At 67.9% G+C, this 17811-nt stretch carries 13 protein-coding genes; 6 read left to right on the forward strand and 7 right to left on the reverse strand.

Annotated features, from left to right (window positions below):
- Positions 1 to 275: 275 nt before the first annotated feature.
- Positions 276 to 2327, reverse strand: a complete 2052-nt coding sequence (locus ASD86_RS17640) for a S9 family peptidase (RefSeq protein ID WP_056113531.1) — start codon at positions 2325 to 2327, stop codon at positions 276 to 278.
- Positions 2328 to 2640: 313 nt separating this feature from the next.
- Here ASD86_RS17640 and ASD86_RS17645 point away from each other — a divergent pair, with 313 nt between their 5' ends.
- Both ASD86_RS17645 and ASD86_RS17650 read left to right on the forward strand, forming a co-directional pair.
- A complete protein-coding gene (locus ASD86_RS17645) occupies positions 2641 to 3690 on the forward strand; it encodes a GGDEF domain-containing protein (protein ID WP_056113533.1) in 1050 nt (349 codons plus the stop codon).
- A gap of 23 nt (positions 3691 to 3713) precedes the next feature.
- Complete coding sequence (locus tag ASD86_RS17650; RefSeq protein WP_056113637.1) at positions 3714 to 6341, forward strand: putative peptide modification system cyclase; 2628 nt, start codon at positions 3714 to 3716, stop codon at positions 6339 to 6341.
- Here ASD86_RS17650 and ASD86_RS17655 read toward each other — a convergent pair.
- On the reverse strand, positions 6293 to 6613 hold the full coding sequence (locus ASD86_RS17655; protein WP_056113536.1) for an NHLP-related RiPP peptide: 321 nt from the start codon (positions 6611 to 6613) through the stop codon (positions 6293 to 6295). The genes ASD86_RS17650 and ASD86_RS17655 overlap by 49 nt on opposite strands.
- 359 nt (positions 6614 to 6972) lie before the next feature.
- Between ASD86_RS17655 and ASD86_RS17660 the strand changes: the two genes are divergently transcribed.
- Positions 6973 to 8154 (forward strand): putative peptide maturation dehydrogenase, encoded by a 1182-nt coding sequence (locus tag ASD86_RS17660; protein WP_056113539.1) that lies wholly within the window; start codon positions 6973 to 6975, stop codon positions 8152 to 8154.
- Between the two features lie 347 nt (positions 8155 to 8501).
- On the forward strand, positions 8502 to 9575 hold the full coding sequence (locus ASD86_RS17665; RefSeq protein ID WP_056113543.1) for a nitronate monooxygenase family protein: 1074 nt from the start codon (positions 8502 to 8504) through the stop codon (positions 9573 to 9575).
- Between the two features lie 103 nt (positions 9576 to 9678).
- On the opposite strand, the gene ASD86_RS17670 is transcribed toward ASD86_RS17665, so the two are convergent.
- The 4 genes from ASD86_RS17670 to ASD86_RS17680 form a co-directional block, all read right to left on the reverse strand.
- On the reverse strand, positions 9679 to 10686 hold the full coding sequence (locus ASD86_RS17670; RefSeq protein WP_056113546.1) for an alpha/beta hydrolase: 1008 nt from the start codon (positions 10684 to 10686) through the stop codon (positions 9679 to 9681).
- Between the two features lie 200 nt (positions 10687 to 10886).
- The gene (locus tag ASD86_RS17675) at positions 10887 to 11765 is read right to left on the reverse strand and encodes an alpha/beta hydrolase (protein WP_056113549.1); all 879 of its coding nucleotides are present in this window, start codon (positions 11763 to 11765) and stop codon (positions 10887 to 10889) included.
- 1 nt (position 11766) lies between these two features.
- Positions 11767 to 11922: a hypothetical protein gene (locus ASD86_RS27470; RefSeq protein ID WP_187313323.1), complete on the reverse strand. Its 156-nt coding sequence runs from the start codon at positions 11920 to 11922 to the stop codon at positions 11767 to 11769.
- 130 nt (positions 11923 to 12052) lie between these two features.
- Positions 12053 to 12883 carry an AraC family transcriptional regulator gene (locus ASD86_RS17680; RefSeq protein WP_056113551.1) on the reverse strand — a complete coding sequence of 277 codons (831 nt, stop codon included), beginning with the start codon at positions 12881 to 12883 and terminating at the stop codon, positions 12053 to 12055.
- A 51-nt stretch (positions 12884 to 12934) separates the two neighbouring features.
- On the opposite strand from ASD86_RS17680, the gene ASD86_RS26090 reads away from it, so the two are divergent.
- Positions 12935 to 14716, forward strand: a complete 1782-nt coding sequence (locus tag ASD86_RS26090) for a GNAT family N-acetyltransferase (RefSeq protein WP_162253690.1) — start codon at positions 12935 to 12937, stop codon at positions 14714 to 14716.
- A gap of 42 nt (positions 14717 to 14758) precedes the next feature.
- Positions 14759 to 16168, forward strand: coding sequence for an FAD-binding oxidoreductase (locus ASD86_RS26095; RefSeq protein ID WP_162253691.1), 1410 nt, complete (start codon positions 14759 to 14761; stop codon positions 16166 to 16168).
- 110 nt (positions 16169 to 16278) lie between these two features.
- On the opposite strand, the gene ASD86_RS17690 is transcribed toward ASD86_RS26095, so the two are convergent.
- Entirely contained in the window at positions 16279 to 17802 is a 1524-nt protein-coding gene (locus ASD86_RS17690) for a YifB family Mg chelatase-like AAA ATPase (RefSeq protein WP_056113554.1), read from the reverse strand.
- Positions 17803 to 17811 lie beyond the last annotated feature (9 nt).

Below are 17811 nucleotides of genomic sequence, written 5' to 3' on the forward strand. Positions count from 1 at the left end.
ACAAGCCGCGCCGGGCCGAAGCAATGCAAAGGCAATAGCTATAGCAACGGCAACGGCAACGGCAAATCCCCCGCGCTGGAGCGCAGGAGAGACTTCGAAATTCACGGGGCGCGTGCCCCCTTTGTCAAAGGGGGCAATGTGCGGCGCTATAGGAGGCCAGGCTTCCGGCGTAAACGCGCAACGCGTGAAGGCGACGACGCGGGGCGCGAAGGCACGGACGTGCCCCGCGCATATGCGGGCATGTGGGTTCACCCGCGCGTGCACCGCATCTCGACCTACTTCTTCACTTCCTGCGTATGCACCTTCAACGCATCCGCCAACCCCTTAACCCCATCCGCCCCCGCCGGCACCGTAATGCTGGACCCCTTCAGATCCTCGCCGATCGCCTGCGCCCGCCCACCCAGACATTGGGAAAGAAATCCCTCGGCCACCGCGTTGAACGCCATCGAATTCTCCGGCCGCGCGAAGCCATGCCCCTCATCGGGGAACAACACGTAAGTCACCGGGATCTTCTTGGCCCGCATCGCCTCGACGATCTGATCGCTCTCGGCCTGGTTCACTCGCGGATCGTTCGCGCCCTGGCCGATCAACAACGGCTTGCTGATCTTGTCGACCCGGGTGATCGGCGAACGCTCGGCCAGTAGTTTGCGCCCCGCCGCGGTGCGCGGGTCACCCATGCGCCGGGCGAACTGTTCGAAGATGCTGGCCCAGTACGGCGGGATCGTCTTGAGCAGGGTTTCCAGGTTGGACGGGCCGACGATGTCGACCCCGCACTTGAAGGTGTCAGGAGTGAAGGTCATGCCGACCAGGGTGGCGTAACCGCCGTAGCTGCCGCCCATGATCGCGACCTGGTCGGGCGTGGTGATGCCCTGCTTGACCGCCCAGTCGACCGCGTCGATCAGGTCGTCGTGCATCTTGCCGGCCCACTCGCCGTCGGCGGCGTTGATGAAGTTCTTGCCGAAGCCGGTCGAACCGCGGTAGTTGACCTTGAGCGAGGCGTAGCCGCGGTTGGCCAGCCATTGCGCGGTGGCGTTGTAGCCGTACACGTCGCGCGACCACGGCCCGCCGTGCACGGTCAGGATCAGCGGCACCGGTCGCTGGATCTTGCCGTCGCGTTCGGCGCCGGCCGGCAGGGTCAGGTAGCTGACCAGGGTTTTGCCGTCGCGCGAGGGAATTTCCCGCGGCCACATCGGTACCAGCGCGGCGCCGTCCAGGGCCGGGCGCGAGGAGAACAGTTTGGTCAGGGTGCCGCTGCCGCCGCCGTCGTAGCGATACGTCGTCGAGGGTTGTTCGGCCGAGCCGTAGTCGACGATCCAGGTCTTGTCGTCGAGGGTGCGCGAGGTGATGGTGTATTCGCCCTTGCCCAGTTTCGATTCCAGCCGCGCGAGTTCGGCGGCGATCGCCGGCGCCAGCGGACGCCATTGCCGGCGCAGGTAGTTCACCGACACCGCCTGCGGCTCGTCGCTGACCGGATCGGTCAGCAGCTCGCCGATGTCGGCGCGCGGGTCGTCCGACAACAAGGTCTTGTTGCCGTCGCCGTCGATCGCGTACAGCGCCGAGGTGTCGCGGCCGCGCGAGTCGGTCGCGTACAGGGTCTTGCCGTCGTCGCTGTAGCCTTCGATCGCGGTGGTCTGGGTGTCCTCGAACGGGATCGTGTCGACCACTTTCCAGCCCTTGTCGCCGTCAGGCGCGAGCAGTTCGATGCCGCCGTCGTCGCGCGCGCGGCTGACCCGGCCGACCTTCAGATCGCCGTCGGCGTAGTACGAGGCGATGCGTTCCTCGTTGCGATGCACCAGGGTGCGTTCGCCGCTGGCCAGATCGACCCGGTACAGGTCGTGCCACTTGCCGTCGCGGTCGTTCATCGCGACCAGCACGCTGTCGCGATGGCGGTGGGCCAGCCGCACCAGGCTGGCGCGGGTCTTGGGATACGGGGTCAGGTCGCGCGCCGGGCCGGGCTTGGACAGGTCGACCGCGTACAGATGGAAGTTTTCGTCGCCGCCGCTGTCGCGCAAGTACAACAAGGTGCTGTCGCGGTAGCTCCAGACGAACTGGCGGATGCCGCGCGCCTTGTCGTCGGTGACCGCGCGCGCCTTGGCCGGCTGGTCGATCGGCGCGATCCACACGTTCATGACCCCGTCGAGCGGCGCGAGCCAGCCCAGGTAGCGGCCGTCCGGGCTGATCTGCGCGCCGATCCGATCCGGGTTGCCGAACAGCGCCGCGCGCGGGATCAGTTCGCCCTCGACCGCCGGACGCACGGCGAAGGCGGGGCTGCTGCACAGGCCGGCGAGCACGGCGGCGGCGAGGGGCGCGAGGGATCGTGACGACATGACGGACTCCGGTGAAAGGCGGGACGACGCGGCGGTTCAGGACGATCGGATGGCGGGTCGAGTATGAACAGCCTGAGCGCGGCGGCGATAGAGGCGTCGGACCGGGCGACGATGCCGGCCTCGCATTCAGCGCGGCGCGATGCGGTCCGACCGCGCTGTTGCAATGTCGAAACGCGCATCGTCGGCGCACGCTGTGGCATGTAGCATCGCCTGCATGACTGGCCGTTTCGGCCGTCTTGCGGCGTTAGCAGTTCAGACCAGGTGCTATCCTGCCGCCAAGGCTCCACAGGACGTGGGGCGCGGGGAGATCGGGATGAATCGCGACACGGCGGCGCCCTCGTTGGGCCGCGAAACCGACAATTCGACTGTGACCGCGGCGCCGACGGATGTGGCGATGGCGGTGCTTACCCCGGGCGAATTCGAACTGTTCGCCGAGATCGGCCGGCCGCGCCGGATCGAAGCCGGCCAGGTGCTGTTCCGCCGCGGCGAACTGGGCACCACCATGTTCGTAATCGCGCGCGGCGCGATCACCCTGGACTTCGGCGACGACCTGGTCACCAAGCGCCTGGGCGTGCGCGAATTCTTCGGCGAACTCGGCCTGCTGATCGGCGATCACGCGCGCAGCGCGGACGCGATCGCGGCCACCGACGGCCTGCTGGTCGAGCTGCGCCACGAGGAATTCCAGCGACTGGTCGATCGCGACCCCTCGCTCGTTTCGTATTTCCTGCGCCGCGCGATCATGCGCGTGGTGCTCAACGAACAAAGCCTGATCCGGCGCCTGCGCCGGCGCAATCAGGATCTGGAAGCCGCGCTCGACAGCCTGTACGCGACTACTCATCAGCTCAACCAGACCGAAGAGCTGATCCGCACCGACGACCTCACCGGCCTGTACAACCGCCGCGGCCTGACCTTGCACCTGCAGGACGCGCGCGCGGCCGGCATCGCCGAGACCATGGGCCTGGTGCTGATCGATTGCGATCGCTTCAAGCAGGTCAACGACGATCACGGCCATCTGGCCGGCGACCGCGTGCTGCAGAGCGTGGCCAACATCCTGCGCTCGGTCGCCGGGCCCGAAGACATCGCCTGCCGCCTGGGCGGCGACGAGTTCTGTCTGTTGGTCGCCGCGCGCACCCGCCAGGACGTGATGCGCTTCGCCGACTTCATCGTTCACACCGTGCATGGCCTGCTGCTGATTCCGCAATCGCCGCCGACCATCTGTCCGGTCAGCGTCGGCGCCTGCCTGGTCAGCGCCAAGCACGAATGGAACGACTGGTACGCACACGCCGATACCGCGCTTTACCAGGCCAAGCGCCTGGGCGGCAATCGCGTGCATTGGCAGGACGCCGAACTGACGCCGGCGTGAGTTCCGCCGACAAGGATGCCGCGATGAACGATGCCCACCGCCCGCTGGCCGAAGGTCCGCAACTGCGCACCTTGCTGCTGACCGACCTGTGCGATTCGACCACCCTGGTCGAGCGCCTCGGCGACGGTCCGGCGGCGGAGCTGTTCCGTGCCCACGACCGTCTGGTGCTGGCCTTGCAGCAACGCTGGCGCGGCCGCCTGATCGATCGTTCCGACGGCCTGCTGCTGTTGTTCGAGCGTCCGATCGACGGCCTCGGCTTCGCCCTGGACTATGCGCGCGGCCTGCGCGAGCTTGGCGCGGCGCGCAAGCTGGAACTGAAGGCGCGCGCCGGCCTGCATGTCGGCGAAGTGCTGACCTGGCGCAACAGCGACGAGGCGGTGCAGGTCGGGGCCAAGCCGGTCGAGGTCGAGGGCTTGGCCAAGCCGATGGCCGGCCGCTTGATGGCGACCGCGCGTCCGGGCCAGATCCTGTTGTCGGCGGTGGCCGAGCCGCTCGCCCATCGCGCCGCGCGCGAACTCGGCGAACGCGGCCAGCAACTGCTATGGAAATCGCACGGGCGCTGGCGCTTCAAGGGCGTGCCCGAGCCGCAGGAAATCTACGAGGTCGGCGAACCCGGCATCGCGCCGCTGCGCGCGCCGCCGAACGGCCCGAAAGCCTGGCGCGACATCCCGCTGTGGCGGCGACCGGCCGCGCTGGCCGCGGAAGTCGCGGTGCTGGCGGTGATTGGCACCGGTGTGTGGTTCGCGACCCGGCCGCAGCCGGCGATCGCGTTCAACCAGCGCGACTGGGTGGTGGTCGGCGACCTGCGCAACCTTACCGGCCAGAGCGTGCTCGACGATTCGCTCGAACAGGCCTTCCGCATCAGCCTGGAGCAGTCGCGTTACGTCAACGTGCTGTCCGACCTGAAGGCGCGCGACACCCTAGAACGCATGCAGCGCAAGCCCGACACCACGCTCGATCGCGCGGTCGCGTCGGAGATCGCGCTGCGCGACGGCGCGCGCGCGGTGATTCTGCCGACCGTGGCCGAAGTCGGCGGGCGGGTGCGGATCAGCGCCGAAGTCATCGACCCGCATACCCAGACCACGGTCTATGCCGAATCGGCCGATGGCGCCGGTGCCGACTCGGCGCTGGGTTCGATCGACACGGTCACCGCCGGGCTGCGCGAAAAGCTCGGCGAGGCGATGAAGTCGATCGAACGCGATTCCGAGCCGCTGCCCAAGGTCGCGACCAAGAACCTCGACGCGCTGCGTTCCTACGCGCTCGGCCAGAAGGCCTTCGGCGCCGGCCGCTACGACGACGCGGCCAATTTCTACCAGCGCGCGACCGCTCTGGATCCGAACTTCGCCCTGGCCTACCTGGGCAGCGTGCGCACCGGCGTGGCCTCGGTCAACGCGACCCATGCCAAGCCGTTCCTGGCCCGCGCGATCGAACACCGCGACCGCCTGCCGCCGCGTGACGCGCTGTACCTCGATGCCTGGTCGGCCGAGTTCGTCACCGGCCATCAGGCCGCGAGCAAGTGGAAGCTGCTGGCCGACCTGTACCCGGATTACTTCGCCGGCGCGGCCAACTACGCCTTCAACCTGATGCAGGAAAACCGCTACAAGGAAGCGCAGGCCTACGCCCAGCGCACCACCCTGCCGCAGAACCCGCTGCGCGGCCACGGTTACGATCAGCTCGGCCGCAGCGAACTGGGTCAGGAGGATTTCGCCGCCGCGCGCAACGCCTTCGACCAGGCGCTCAAGCTCAATATTTCCGACGCCTCGCGCCGCCGCGCCAATGTCTCGGCGGCGCAGAGCGGCTACGCCGACGCGATGCGCCGGCTGGAGAGCAAGTCCGACGGCGGCAAGCAGGGCTATGCGCGGGTGCAGGATCTGGACAAGACCTCGGTGCTGCTCGACCAGGGCCGCTGGGGCGAGGCTGAACGCTACATCGACGCGGCCGCGCGCCTGCCGGTGGAAGGCAACGAACTGCTGCAACAGGTGCTCGGCGTCGCCGCCGGCAGCGTGACCTCGCTCACCGGCGACCGCGTCCGCGCCCGCGAGCGCCTGGGCGCGTCGGCCAAGCGCGCGCTCGACGCGGCCGCGGCCGATGCCGCCTACGACGAAGTCGATTACGTCTATTTCGCCCTGGCCTCGGCCTACGTGGTCCAGCGCCAGGGCGATCCGAGCCTGGCCCAGTCGGTGCTCGACGCGCTCAAGGACCGCCCGCAGCTGTGGGCGACGCCGAAACTGTCGGAACTGCGCGAAATCGTACTGGCCGGCCAGGAGCGTTTGTCCGGCAAGCCCGAAGCGGCGATCCGCCGCCTGCGTACCCTGTTGACCGGGCACGAGCTGTATCAAAGCCGCGCCGCGCTGATGGAGGCGTATGCCGCCGCCGGCCAGCCCGAGCAGGCGCTGATCCAGGCGCGCTGGTTGGCCAGCCATCGCGGTCTGGCCTATATCGAACCGGTCGGCGCGCAGTCGCTGCAGCCGTTGAACGTCGCCGATTCGCGCCTGGCCCAGCTGCGCGCGGCCGAATTCCTGAAACAGCTCGGCCGCACCGAGGAAGCACGCAAGGAGGCGCAGGCGTTCTTGGCCGCCTGCCCTCCCAAGTTGCTGCCGGCTTACTTCTTCTCGAGAGTCGAGACGATCCTGCCCGCTTCGAAGCAGTGAGGGTTGTTGTAGGCCGCGGCCGAGGTCAGGAAGTCCTTGATCATGGCGCGGGCCTGGGCGATCTCTTCCTTGGGCGCGATCTGGACCGTGCTCATGCACGCCATCGCGGCGCCCTCGGGGATCTCGTGACCGACTTTGCGCACCGCCGCTTCAGGGTCTTTCTCGAACAGGTCGCGGAATTCGTTATCGGTGCTGAGCAGTTCCAGCAGCTTGTCGGCGACGGCCGGGTCGAACGGCGTGTGCCCGCCGCCGGGTGGTTTTCTGATAGCCATAGTTTCCCCATTTCCCCCACTAATGATGCCCGTTTAGGGCGTACTGAGCGCCGAATCTAACCCCGTAGGGACAACGCGACAACCCGCGCGAACAGGTCAACCATGCCTGCCCGCACGCGTTGCGTGCGCTCGATGACGGCGATTTCTAACCCGTGGGTGTGACCGCAGCGTGGCGTGAGCTGCTTCGTTATGCCAATTCAGCTTGCGGCGCAGGCACGCTGGCGATGGCATGGCCGGCGTCGCGCAAGCCCGCGGCGTCGGCGCTGACGGTCCGGACCGCGTGATAACGTCCTGTCCCGGCCGGCACCGAGCGGGTCTGGCTCGCACCTCCGGCTTCGTCTACGACACAGGACCGCTTCATGCGCATACGCCGCTGCGCCGTGCTCTTCTTCGAGCCGCGCGAGGAGATCGGCTTCGATCTGAATTCGCTGCTCGGCGGCGGCGCCGGCCTGCGCCGCGAGCTGCGCTGGCTGGCCCTGGCCGCGCATCTGGAGGCGGAGGTCGAGGTCGACGGCGATGAGCGCGAATTGCTCGGCGTGCTCAGTCCCGGCTTCTGGATCGACAGCGCGACCCTGGACCCGCGCTTCGCGCCGTCGTTGCCGCGGCTGCTTGAACTCGGCTTGATCGTGGCCGAAGACGAAGGCTACGCGGTCCATCGCGAACGCGACGACACCCTGCGCGCCAGCCACTGGTGGCCGGCGGCGGCGATGGCGCACCGGCTCGCTCGCTGGCAGGGGCTCGACAGCGTCAGCGTCATGGAAGCCAACGAAATGACCACCGCGGCCGAACTGCGGCGCAAGCTCGGGCCGCCGCCGGTGCATGCGCCGCAACGCGGCGACGGGCAGGCCCGGGTGACGCTGCCGCGCATCGACGGCAACGACTTCGACGCGCTGCTGGCGCGACGCGCGACCTGCCGCAATTTCGACGGCGAGCGTTCGCTGCCGTTCGAACTGTTCGCGCACATGCTGCAACGCGTGTTCGCCGCGCAGGCGCAGGTGCGGATCGACGACGACACCGTGTTCCTGAAGAAACACACGCCGTCCGGCGGCGGCCTGCATCCGACCGAGGCCTATCTGATCGTGCAGCGCGTCGACGGCGTCGCCCCGGGCCTGTACCACTACCACGCCGCCGATCACGCGCTGCAGCCCTTGCCCGCGCCCGACGAACCGCTGGAAACCTTCGCCCGCCGCGCGCTCGCCGGCCAGCACTGGTTCTCCAACGCGCCGGTGCTGGCGGTGCTCGCGCCGCGCTATGCGCGCTGCTTCTGGAAGTACCGCAATCATCCCAAGGCGTATCGCGCGCTGGTGCTCGACAGCGGCCATCTGTCGCAGACCTTGTACTTGAGCGCGACCGAACTCGGCCTGGCTGCGTTCGTGACCTCGGCGATCAACGAGATCGATATCGAACGCGGCTTCGGCCTGGACCCGCTGGTCGAAGGCCCGTTGGCGGTGTGCGGCTTCGGCTGGCGCGCGCAGCGCATGGAAACCACGGAGTTCGATCCAAACGAAGAGGTCTGGAGACCAGCGCCCGAAAAACAGTGAGACGAGACAGGCCCAACCGCGCTGTGTTCCTCTGCGCTGTGAAAACACTACAACCTTCGAAGAAGTCTGGACTCCAGCGCCCGAAAAAGTGACGAGACGGATGCCACCGCGCTCGATTTATCTCTGCTGCAATAGCACTCCAGGCCTTCGAAGAACTCTGGACTCCGGCGCCCGACCAACAGTGAGGTGAGGTCGACCCAACCGCGCTGCGTTTCTCTTTGCCGCAACAAACGCCAAACCTTCGCGAATCCAACCCGCATCCGCAACACAGCATGCCAACCCGGACCAGGACAGCGCCGCCGCGCTAATGCCATCCTCGCGGCATCTCCCGAGAGAGGTCGACCCGCATGTGGCCCGATCGCCGTATCCAGGAATTGTTCGGCATCGAACTGCCGATCGTGCAGGCGCCGATGGCGGGGCCGACCTTGGCCGAGATGGTGATCGGCGCGGCCCGCGCCGGCGCCCTGGGCTCGCTGCCTTGCGCGCTGCTGAGCCTGGAGCAGGCGCATGAACAATGCCGTCTGATCCGCGAGGCCACTGGCCGGCCGCTCAATCTGAATTTCTTCTGCCACCATCCGCCCGCGCCCGATCCGGCGCGCGAAGCGGCGTGGCGCGAACGGCTCGCGCCGTATTACCGCGAGTTCGGCCTCGACCCGGCGATGCCGGTGTCGCCGTCGAACCGCGCGCCGTTCGACGCGCAGTGGTGCGAACTGGTCGAACAGCAGCGACCGCAGGTGGTGAGTTTCCACTTCGGCCTGCCCGACGCCGACTTGTTGCAACGCGTGCGCGCCACCGGCACGCGGGTGATTTCGTCGGCGACCACGGTGGCCGAGGCGCGCTGGCTGGAACAGCACGGCTGCGACGCGATCATCGCCCAGGGCGCCGAGGCCGGCGGCCATCGCGGCGTGTTCCTGAGCGACGACGTATCCACCCAGGTCGGCCTGTTCGCGCTGCTGCCGCAGATCGTCGACGCGGTCGATGTGCCGGTGATCGCCGCCGGCGCGATCGGTGACGCGCGCGGCATCGCCGCGGCGTTCGCGCTCGGCGCGGCGGCGGTGCAGATCGGTACCGCCTATTTGTTCTGCCCGGAAGCGAAGATTTCGCCGCTGCATCGTCGCGCCTTGTTTGATGCGCGCGAGGACGAGACCGCATTGACCAATGTGTTCACCGGCCGACCGGCGCGCGGCATCGTCAACCGTTTGATGCGCGAAGTTGGGTCGCTGTCTTCGTTGGCGCCCGCGTTCCCGCTCGCCGGCGGTGCGCTAGCGCCGTTGCGCGCGAAGGCCGAAGCCGCGGGCTCGGCGGATTTCATGCCGTTGTGGTCGGGGCAGGCGCGCTATCGGCGCGAGCTGTCGACTTACGAGTTGACGCGTGCGTTGGCGCAGGAGGCGTTGGCGTTGATGGGCGCTCGCGCCGGCTGAGCGATTGCACTCGTTCGCCGTCATGCATTGGCATCGCTGCGTTGCTGCGTCGATAGGAAGATAGGCAATCAGCGAACGCTGATCACCGCGCTCGCGTAGGGCTTCACCGCCAATCGGCGTCCTGCGCAGCCCACGCATTCCACAGCCGCCGCGCTTCCTCGGCGATCACGTCCGGCCGTTCTTCCGGCCAGAACAGCTTGCTGCTTTCGAGTTTGCGCACGCCGCGCGAGCCGCCGAAGGTGTTGGCCCAGTAATCGGGGCTCTGCTGGGAAAAGATCGTGTCGGCCATGCCCCATACGATCCGCGTCGGCGTCTTGCTGCGCTTGAGCTCTGCTTCGATGCCGAGCAGCACGTTCGGTTCCAGTCCGACCGCGTAGGCGTGCGCCATCGCCTTGCGATGCGCGCTCGACAGCAGCGGGCCGAAATAGGTGTCGATGGCTTCGTCGGTCGGCTGGGTGGGATCGGCGAAGCACATGCCGCCGATGCCCGCGGCCGAGCGCGCGAGTTGCGGATCCTGCCACCACGGCGCCAGCCATTCGTCGACGAAGCGGCCTTGCCGCGCCAGATCGATCACCGGTTGCAACGCGGGCGGCGGGCTGTCGTGTTCGGTATCGCCGTTGGTCAGCAACAAGGTGCGCACGCGTTGCGGATGATTGACCAGCAGCAGTTGCGCGACGGTGCAGCCGCTGTCGTTGGCGATCACGTCGACGTCGTGGATGCCCAGGTGGTCGAGCAATTCGATCAGCATCGCGACTTGTGCTTTCGGCCCGACGTCCTGATTCGCGGCGACGCGGGTGTAGCCCATGCCCATGAAATCCGCGGCGATGCAGCGCCGGTACGGCGACAAGCGGGTCAGCGCGCCGCGCCACTGGAAACTGTTGAGCGGGAAGCCGTGCAGAAACAACGCGGCCGGGCCGCTGCCGCGTTCGACATACGCGATCTCGCCCGAACGCAGCTTGGCGTAGCGACGGCTGGCGTGGAAACTCGATGCGTCCAGTTCGCCGGTCACCACTGGCGCGGCATCGTGGTCGGGACGCCGCGCCAGACAGGCGGCCAGGGTGCCGGTCGCCAGGCTGCCGCCGGCGAATTGCAGGAAACGTCTGCGGTTCATGAGCTAATTCTCCAGAAGGCGGTTGCGCCGGCGTGGAATCGGGTCGGTTTGGATCGATCAGCCCGACGCGACGGCAATGCGCCGCCATCGCCGCGCGTTGCCGCCGCGTCGAAGATCGAAGGTTTGTGGTGCGGTGCCGCCGCTATGCGGTCAGGCGTGAATCGTCGCGGGCTGAATCAGCCAATTGCGACGCGCGAGGCTCAGGCGCTCGCCAGCCAGTGCGCGCGCAGCAGATCGTTGAACTGCGCCCAGCGCTCTTCCGGGAAGAAGATCCGCGCGCCTTCCAGTTCCACCCGTTGCCGGGTGCCTGGAATCGTTTCGGCCAACCAGTGCGACCAGCGCGTGTCGAAGAAAACATCGTCGGTGCCCCAGGCGATCAGGGTCGGCGCCTGCAGGGTTTTGAGCTGCGGTTCGATCGCGAGGGTATGGCGCGGATCGAATTCGCCGAGAAACCGCTGCAGATCGCGCGTGCGTTGCGGGTTGCGCAGAAACGGCCGCAGATAGACCTCGATGCTGGCGTCGGACAAGCGCTCGGGATGTTCGTAGGCCGGGCCCAGCGCCTGCGGCGAGCGATACACGGCCTTATCCGCCAACATGCCGCTCAGCGCATCGTGCAGGCCGCCGTCCGCAGCCATCGCCAGGAACGGTTTGAACGCTTCCGGCGGCCAGTTGTCGTGGGTGTCGCAGTTGGTCAGGGTCAGGCTGCGCACGCGCTGCGGGTGCAGCGCGGCGAAGATCTGGGCGATACCGCCGCCGCTGTCGTTGCCGATCAGATCGACCTGATCGATGCCCAGCGCATCGAGGAACTGCGCGAGCATCGCCGCATTGGCGGTGACCGAGACATCCTGATCCGGCGCGATCGCGGTATCGCCATGCGCCAACAGGTCGACGGCGATGCAGCGGCGCAGATCGGACAACTTGGCCAGCTGGTGCCGCCACAGATGGCCGTTCAACAACACGCCGTGGACGAACAGCGCGACCGGGGCGCGGCCTTGTTCGGGGCCTTGCTCACGGTAGGCGATCGAGCCTGACGGCGTGTCGACGTGCTGCAGGGTGAGGGTGGGCGCGTTGCCGTCCATGTCAGTCGTTTCCGGGCGTGATCGCCGAGTCGTAGGCTTCCTTCAATTTGCGCGCACAATCGTCGCAGCACACTTCGACGGCCTTGCCGCCGATGCGGACCTGGAACGCGCTGTCGTCCAGCGGGCAATCGCAGGCGGCGCAGGTTTTGTTGGTCATGACGGCTTCTCTGGGTGCGCCCGACGTCCGGGCAAGCACAGTAGGCCACCGCGGCGCGGGCGGCGCTGTCAGAATCTTTAGCGATTGCCTGGTGCGGTTGCGGAACACACCGTCCCGGCCCGGCGCAGCCTCAGCGCTGCAGCGCGGACTGGCGGAATTCCGACGGCGAGCGGCCGTAGGTCTGCTGGAACGCGGCGCTGAAGTGGCTGTGGCTGGAGAAGCCCAGGTCCTGGCTCAGCGCGCTGAGGTCCTCGTACTGGCCCAGCAGGTCCAGCGCCCGCGCCAGCCGCAGGCGCAGCTGATAGCGATACAGCGGCAGGCCTTCGACCTGCTGGAACACCTGGGTCAGGTACACCGCCGAAACGCCGACTTCGGCGGCGATCTCGGCCAGCTTCCAGCGCCGCGACAAGTCGCTGGTGAGCACCAGCTTGGTCCGTTCGACCAGGCGCTGGCGGCCAAGGCTGGCGCCGGCCGCGTGCGCGGTGCGCGGGCCCAGCGCGCGCTGGACCAGGGTCAGGGTCAGACTTTCGGCTTCCAGCGCTTCGGCGATGCCCTCGCGCAGGCTGTGGCGGACCATCGCGACCAGCGCCTGCGCGCGCGCGTCGATGCGCAGCCGCGGCAGCCGGAACGCGAGCGCGTCCTCGTCGTGCAACAAGGCCTTCGGCGCCAGTTCGCGCAGCATCGCCTCCTCGACCCAGACCGCGAGACTGGCGTCGCCGCCCTCGATCGGATGGCTGATTCGATAGCGTTCGCCGGCGTTGAAGAACAGCACCTGGCTGGACTCGGCCACGGTCAGGTCCTCGCCGACATGGCGCACGTACACCCCGCGATACGGAAACACCAGATGGGTGGCGTCGGCGCATTCCTCCTCGCTCTGCGCCCGGCACGTGCCGGTGCAATACACGTCGCGGACGGTGACGGTGGGGGTCTGCAGCAGAGCGTGGACGGTGAGTTCGGACATGCCCTTGCGATGGCTGGGTGCGGTGGACGGCGACGGCCAAGCCGGGCGCCGATGTCGCGGCGATGGATGCGACGGGCTAGCTTAGCGCTTCGGTTCGCGCGGCGCTGGGTTTCGAGAGCCGCAACCATCGTCGCGGCGACGCCTGAGTACGGCGATGAATGCGATGTGGCAAGGCGGATGGTGAATGCGGTCGTGCATGAATCCATGACGCGCGGCATCCAGCGCCTGTGTCCGGGTGAACCGTTGGCGAATCCGCGTAATAACCCTCGCTCACCCGCCAATGCCGATCACGTTTTTCGAATCGGCGCGGACCAACTATTTCCCGGACAGCCGCTTGCGCAAGCGGTCGCGTTTCATCGTCGTCGGCGTGTTGTCCGGCGCTGGGTGCATGGTGGGTTTTTCATTTATCCGGAGTGCGCCGGGCAATGCATATCCCGTGCTAAGTCGCGAGGTCGCGTCGCCGCATATCCGCAAACGATTGCTCGGGACGCGGCGCGCGCGGATCCATTCGCCTCCCGCCGCAGATGGGGACGGCGACCGCCGTCGATGCTGCCGGGACGGCGCCAAAGCAGATATGCGCCTCGATGGCGGCAGTTGCCACGAAGCCACGATGTGGATGCATTCGTGGCAGCGCGAATCTCGGCAACCGCCGCCGAGGTTCGCGACGTCGTTCCAACCCTCGGCGGATCGGTCGCGCAGTCGTGCGGCCGCTGCGCGAAGTTCAGCGGAGTCGCAATGGCACTGACCATCGACGTGCATCGTTTCCTGCAATCCATCGACGACGACGCGTATCGCGCCCTGCATGCCGCGAGCGCGGCGCCGGTGTTCTACGACCGGCGTGTTCTCGACGCCGCCGAACATTCGCCGTTGCTGCCGGTGGAGAAGGTCTTTTATCTGTGCGCGAGCGAGGGCGATGAGTTGGTCGGCTTGCTGCCGGCGTATCTGCAGCGCATCGCCACCATCGACCCACTCGGCCTGCTGGAACGGACCGCTGGCGTGCGCGACGCCGGCAGCGACCTGGGTTTGTTCAGTCACATCATGCATTGCTGGGACAGCACCGTTCCCGCGCTCGCCGATCGTCCCGACGCGCGTACCGCGCTGCTACGGGCGTTCAAGCAACTGGCCCGGGACCAGGGCGCGCGACATGCCGGCCTGTTGAGCGTGCGCGACCCGGCGCTGCTCGAACACGCGCGCGATCAGGGCTTCAGCGGTGCTCATCTGGTCGACCGCTACGATGTCGACCTGCGCCGGTTCGAAAACTTCGAACAATTCGTGCGGCAGCTTCCCGGCGATGGTCGCTGCGAGATGAATCGCCAGTTGCGAAAATTCGAAGCGAGCGGCGCGACGACGAGAGTGATCGCGCCGCCGTTCGATGACGTGCTCGAGCGCCTGACCGAACTGTGTTATCGCACCACCGCCCGCAACGGTACCCCGCAGTACTTTCCACCCGCGCCGCTGGCGCGATTCGTAAGACGCTGCGGCGGTCTGGTGCGCCTGGTCGTGGTGGAATGCGGGAGCGAATTGGTCGGCGGCATCATCTGTTTCGAGCAGGCCGACCGTATCCATCTGTGGTCGGCTGGCGTCGTCTATGACCGCTCCAGCTTCAGTCCTTACACCCTGTGTTTCGCCAGCGCTTACCGCTACGCCTTCGCGCGCGGCCTGAAACGACTGGAGGGTGGTCGCCTCAACGAGCGGATCAAGCGCCGACTCGGCCTGACGCCCACGCCGCTGTATTCGCTGATCGCCCGCGACCTGATGCACGCCGCGCTCGATTCAGGCGCCGGCCGCGGCGCTTCGCCGGCCGCCGATCCGGCGCGGCGCGCGTTGCACTGATTGCCCTCATCGATTCATCGCCCGAGCGACTGGAGCCAGCCCGTGCAATCGCATTACCAAACCCTCAGCGCCGATGACTTCCGTATCTTTCCGCGCAGCCTCGACGGCAAGGCGCGCTCGCGCCATCACCCCGAGTACGCGGGGTGGCATCGCGACCTGAGCTGGAACGGGCGCGGTTTCGAGCGCTACCCGGAGTACATCGTGCGCGCCGAGTCGATCGCCGACGTGGTGCACAGCATCGACTTCGCGCGTCGGCACGGCCTGCCGGTCAGCGTACGCGGCAGCGGCCACAGCTACGCCGGCTGTTTCCTGCGCAACACCGGTGTCCTGCTGGACCTGTCGGCGTTGCGGGACATCCAGATCGATCCCGGCCGACGCGTGGTGCAGGTCCAGCCCGGCGTCAGCAGCCGTCAGCTGAGCGCCGCGCTGGCCCGGCACGGCCTGGCCTTTCCGACCGGACACGGCGGCGAGGTCGGCCTGAGCGGTTTTCTGCTCGGCGGCGGACTCGGCATCAATTTCCGCGCCTGGGGTGGCATGAGCACATTCAATGTCCGCGCGATCGATCTGGTGACCGCGGACGGCGACGTGCTGCATGCCGACGCGCACGAAAACCCCGAATTGCTGTGGGCCGCGCGCGGCGGCGGGCCGGGTCTGTTCTTCGTGGTGACCCGGTTCCATCTCGATTGCTGGCCGCTGCCGGCTTGCATCACCAGCAACAATTATCTGGCGAAGTTCAGCGCCCTGCCGCAATTGCTGACGCAGATCGAACAGGCGCAGCCCGATTCTTCGTTGCAGGTGATGCTGGCGATCGTGCCGCAGAGCGACGATCGCGCGGCCGAAGAATGTGGCCGGCAGGTGGTGTTGAACACGATCGCGTTCGCCGACAACCCGGCGCATGCGCGGGCGCTGCACGCCTCGCTGGCGCAGCGGTTGTCTCCCGGGCTGATCCGCGCGGTCGAGGTCGATCAGCCCGGCGATTTCGAATCCATCTATCGCCAGAGCGATGCGATGCTGGTGTCCAGGCGCTACCGCACCGACAACATCCTGACCGATCGCGGCGCGGACGCGGTCGCGATACTCGCCGCGCATCTGCCGTCGCAGCCTTCGCCGGCCACATTGCCGCTGTTGATCTGGCGTGGCGTTTCGTCCTGGCCAGATGCGGCTTATTCGGCATCAGGACGTTGGTTCTTTTCGACCTATGCGCAATGGAACGAGGTTGCCGACGACGAAAGCAACCGCGGCTGGCTCAAATCCTTGTACGACCAGCTGGCAACGTTGGCGTCGGGCGTTTACATCAACGAGTTCGATCTGGAGGAACGATCGGCCAGCGCGCACCGGTGCTACTCCGCCGAGAACTGGTCACGCTTGCGCCGGTTGCGCTGGCAGTACGACCCTCACGGCGTGTTTCACGATGTGTTGATGGATGTGTCGATGGGCGATCGTTGGCCGTGAAGCGGTAGTCGTGCAGGCGCGGCGGGCGAACGATCGCTTCGATCTTGCCAAGTCGATCGTCGTTGCGACTGCATCGCCGGACAAGCCGCCAGTCTTAGCCGACACGAAGCTCACGCCGCGGCCTGAACCCCACGATCGGCGCGCCGATAACCGATCGCCTCGGTCAGATGCGCGGTGGCGATCGCCTCGCTGCCGGCCAGGTCGGCGATGGTGCGGGCCACGCGCAGGATCCGGTGCATCGAGCGCGCCGACAGTTGCAGGCTTTCGACCGCGCGTTCGAGCAGCTCGTGATCGCGTTCGTGCAGGCGACAGGTCGCGGTGGTCTCGGCCTGGCTGAGCTGAGCGTTGATGCGGCCGCTGCGTGCATGCTGCCGTTGCCGCGCCAGCACGACGCGGGCGCGAATGGCCTCGGAGCATTCGCCGCCGGGTTGATCCGGACGCAGGTGCGAGGGCGGCAGGCGCGGCACTTCGATGTGCAGGTCGATGCGATCGAGCAAGGGGCCGGAAATGCGCGCGCGATAGCGGCGGATCGCATCGCCCGCGCAACGGCAGCGCCCGCTGCTGTCGCCGGCCCAGCCGCAGGGGCAGGGGTTCATCGCCGCGACCAACTGGAACCGCGCCGGGAATTCGGCACTACGCGCCGCGCGCGACACCGTCACCACGCCCGACTCCAGCGGTTCGCGCAGCACTTCCAGCGCGCGTCGTTCCCATTCGGGCAGCTCGTCGAGAAACAGCACGCCCTGGTGGGCGAGGGAGATTTCGCCGGGGCGCGGATCGGCGCCGCCGCCGACAAGGGCGACCGCGCTGGCGGTGTGGTGCGGCGATCGGAACGGCCGCTCGCGCCAACGCGCCGGATCGAGCCCGCGCCCGTGCGCGCCGCCGCTCACCGAAGCGATGGCCGCGGTTTCCAGGGCTTCGGCTTCGCTGGCCTCGGGCAACAGGCCGGGCAGGCGCGAAGCCAATAAGGTCTTGCCGCAGCCGGGCGGGCCGATCAGCAGCAGATGGTGGCCGCCGGCCGCGGCGATTTCGAGCGCGCGCCGCGCCTGCGCCTGGCCGCGTACGTCGAGCATGTCCGGACCGGCGACACGCACCACCGGCAAGGCGACAGCTTCGGGCAAGGACTTCTGCCCGCTGAGCATCGCGCACACTTCCAGCAAGGTGCGGCCGGTGCGCGCTTCGACCCGGCCGGCGAGCGCGGCTTCGGCGCCGTTGCCGGCCGGCACCACCAGCCGGTGCCCGGCATCGGCCGCGGCCAGCGCCGCCGGCAACACGCCGTCGATCGCGCGCAGTTCGCCGGTGAGGCCGAGTTCGCCGAGGAACTCGCAGCTGGTCAAGGCCTCGAGCGGAATCTGCCCGCTCGCGGCGAGAATGCCGAGCGCGATCGCCAGGTCGTAACGGCCGCCGTCCTTCGGCAGATCGGCCGGGGCCAGATTGACGGTGATGCGTCGCTGCGGGAATTCGAACTGCGCGCACTGGATCGCCGCGCGTACCCGATCCTTGGCTTCGCGCACCGCCGCCTCGGGCAAGCCGACGATCGACATGCTCGGCAAGCCGCCGGCGAGATGGACCTCGACCCGCACCGCGGGCGCGCGCACGCCCGATCGCGCACGGCTGTGCACGAGTGCCAGATTCATGGCGGCGGG

Origin of the sequence: Lysobacter sp. Root690, from assembly GCF_001427785.1 — a bacterium.
Lineage (GTDB): Bacteria > Pseudomonadota > Gammaproteobacteria > Xanthomonadales > Xanthomonadaceae > Lysobacter.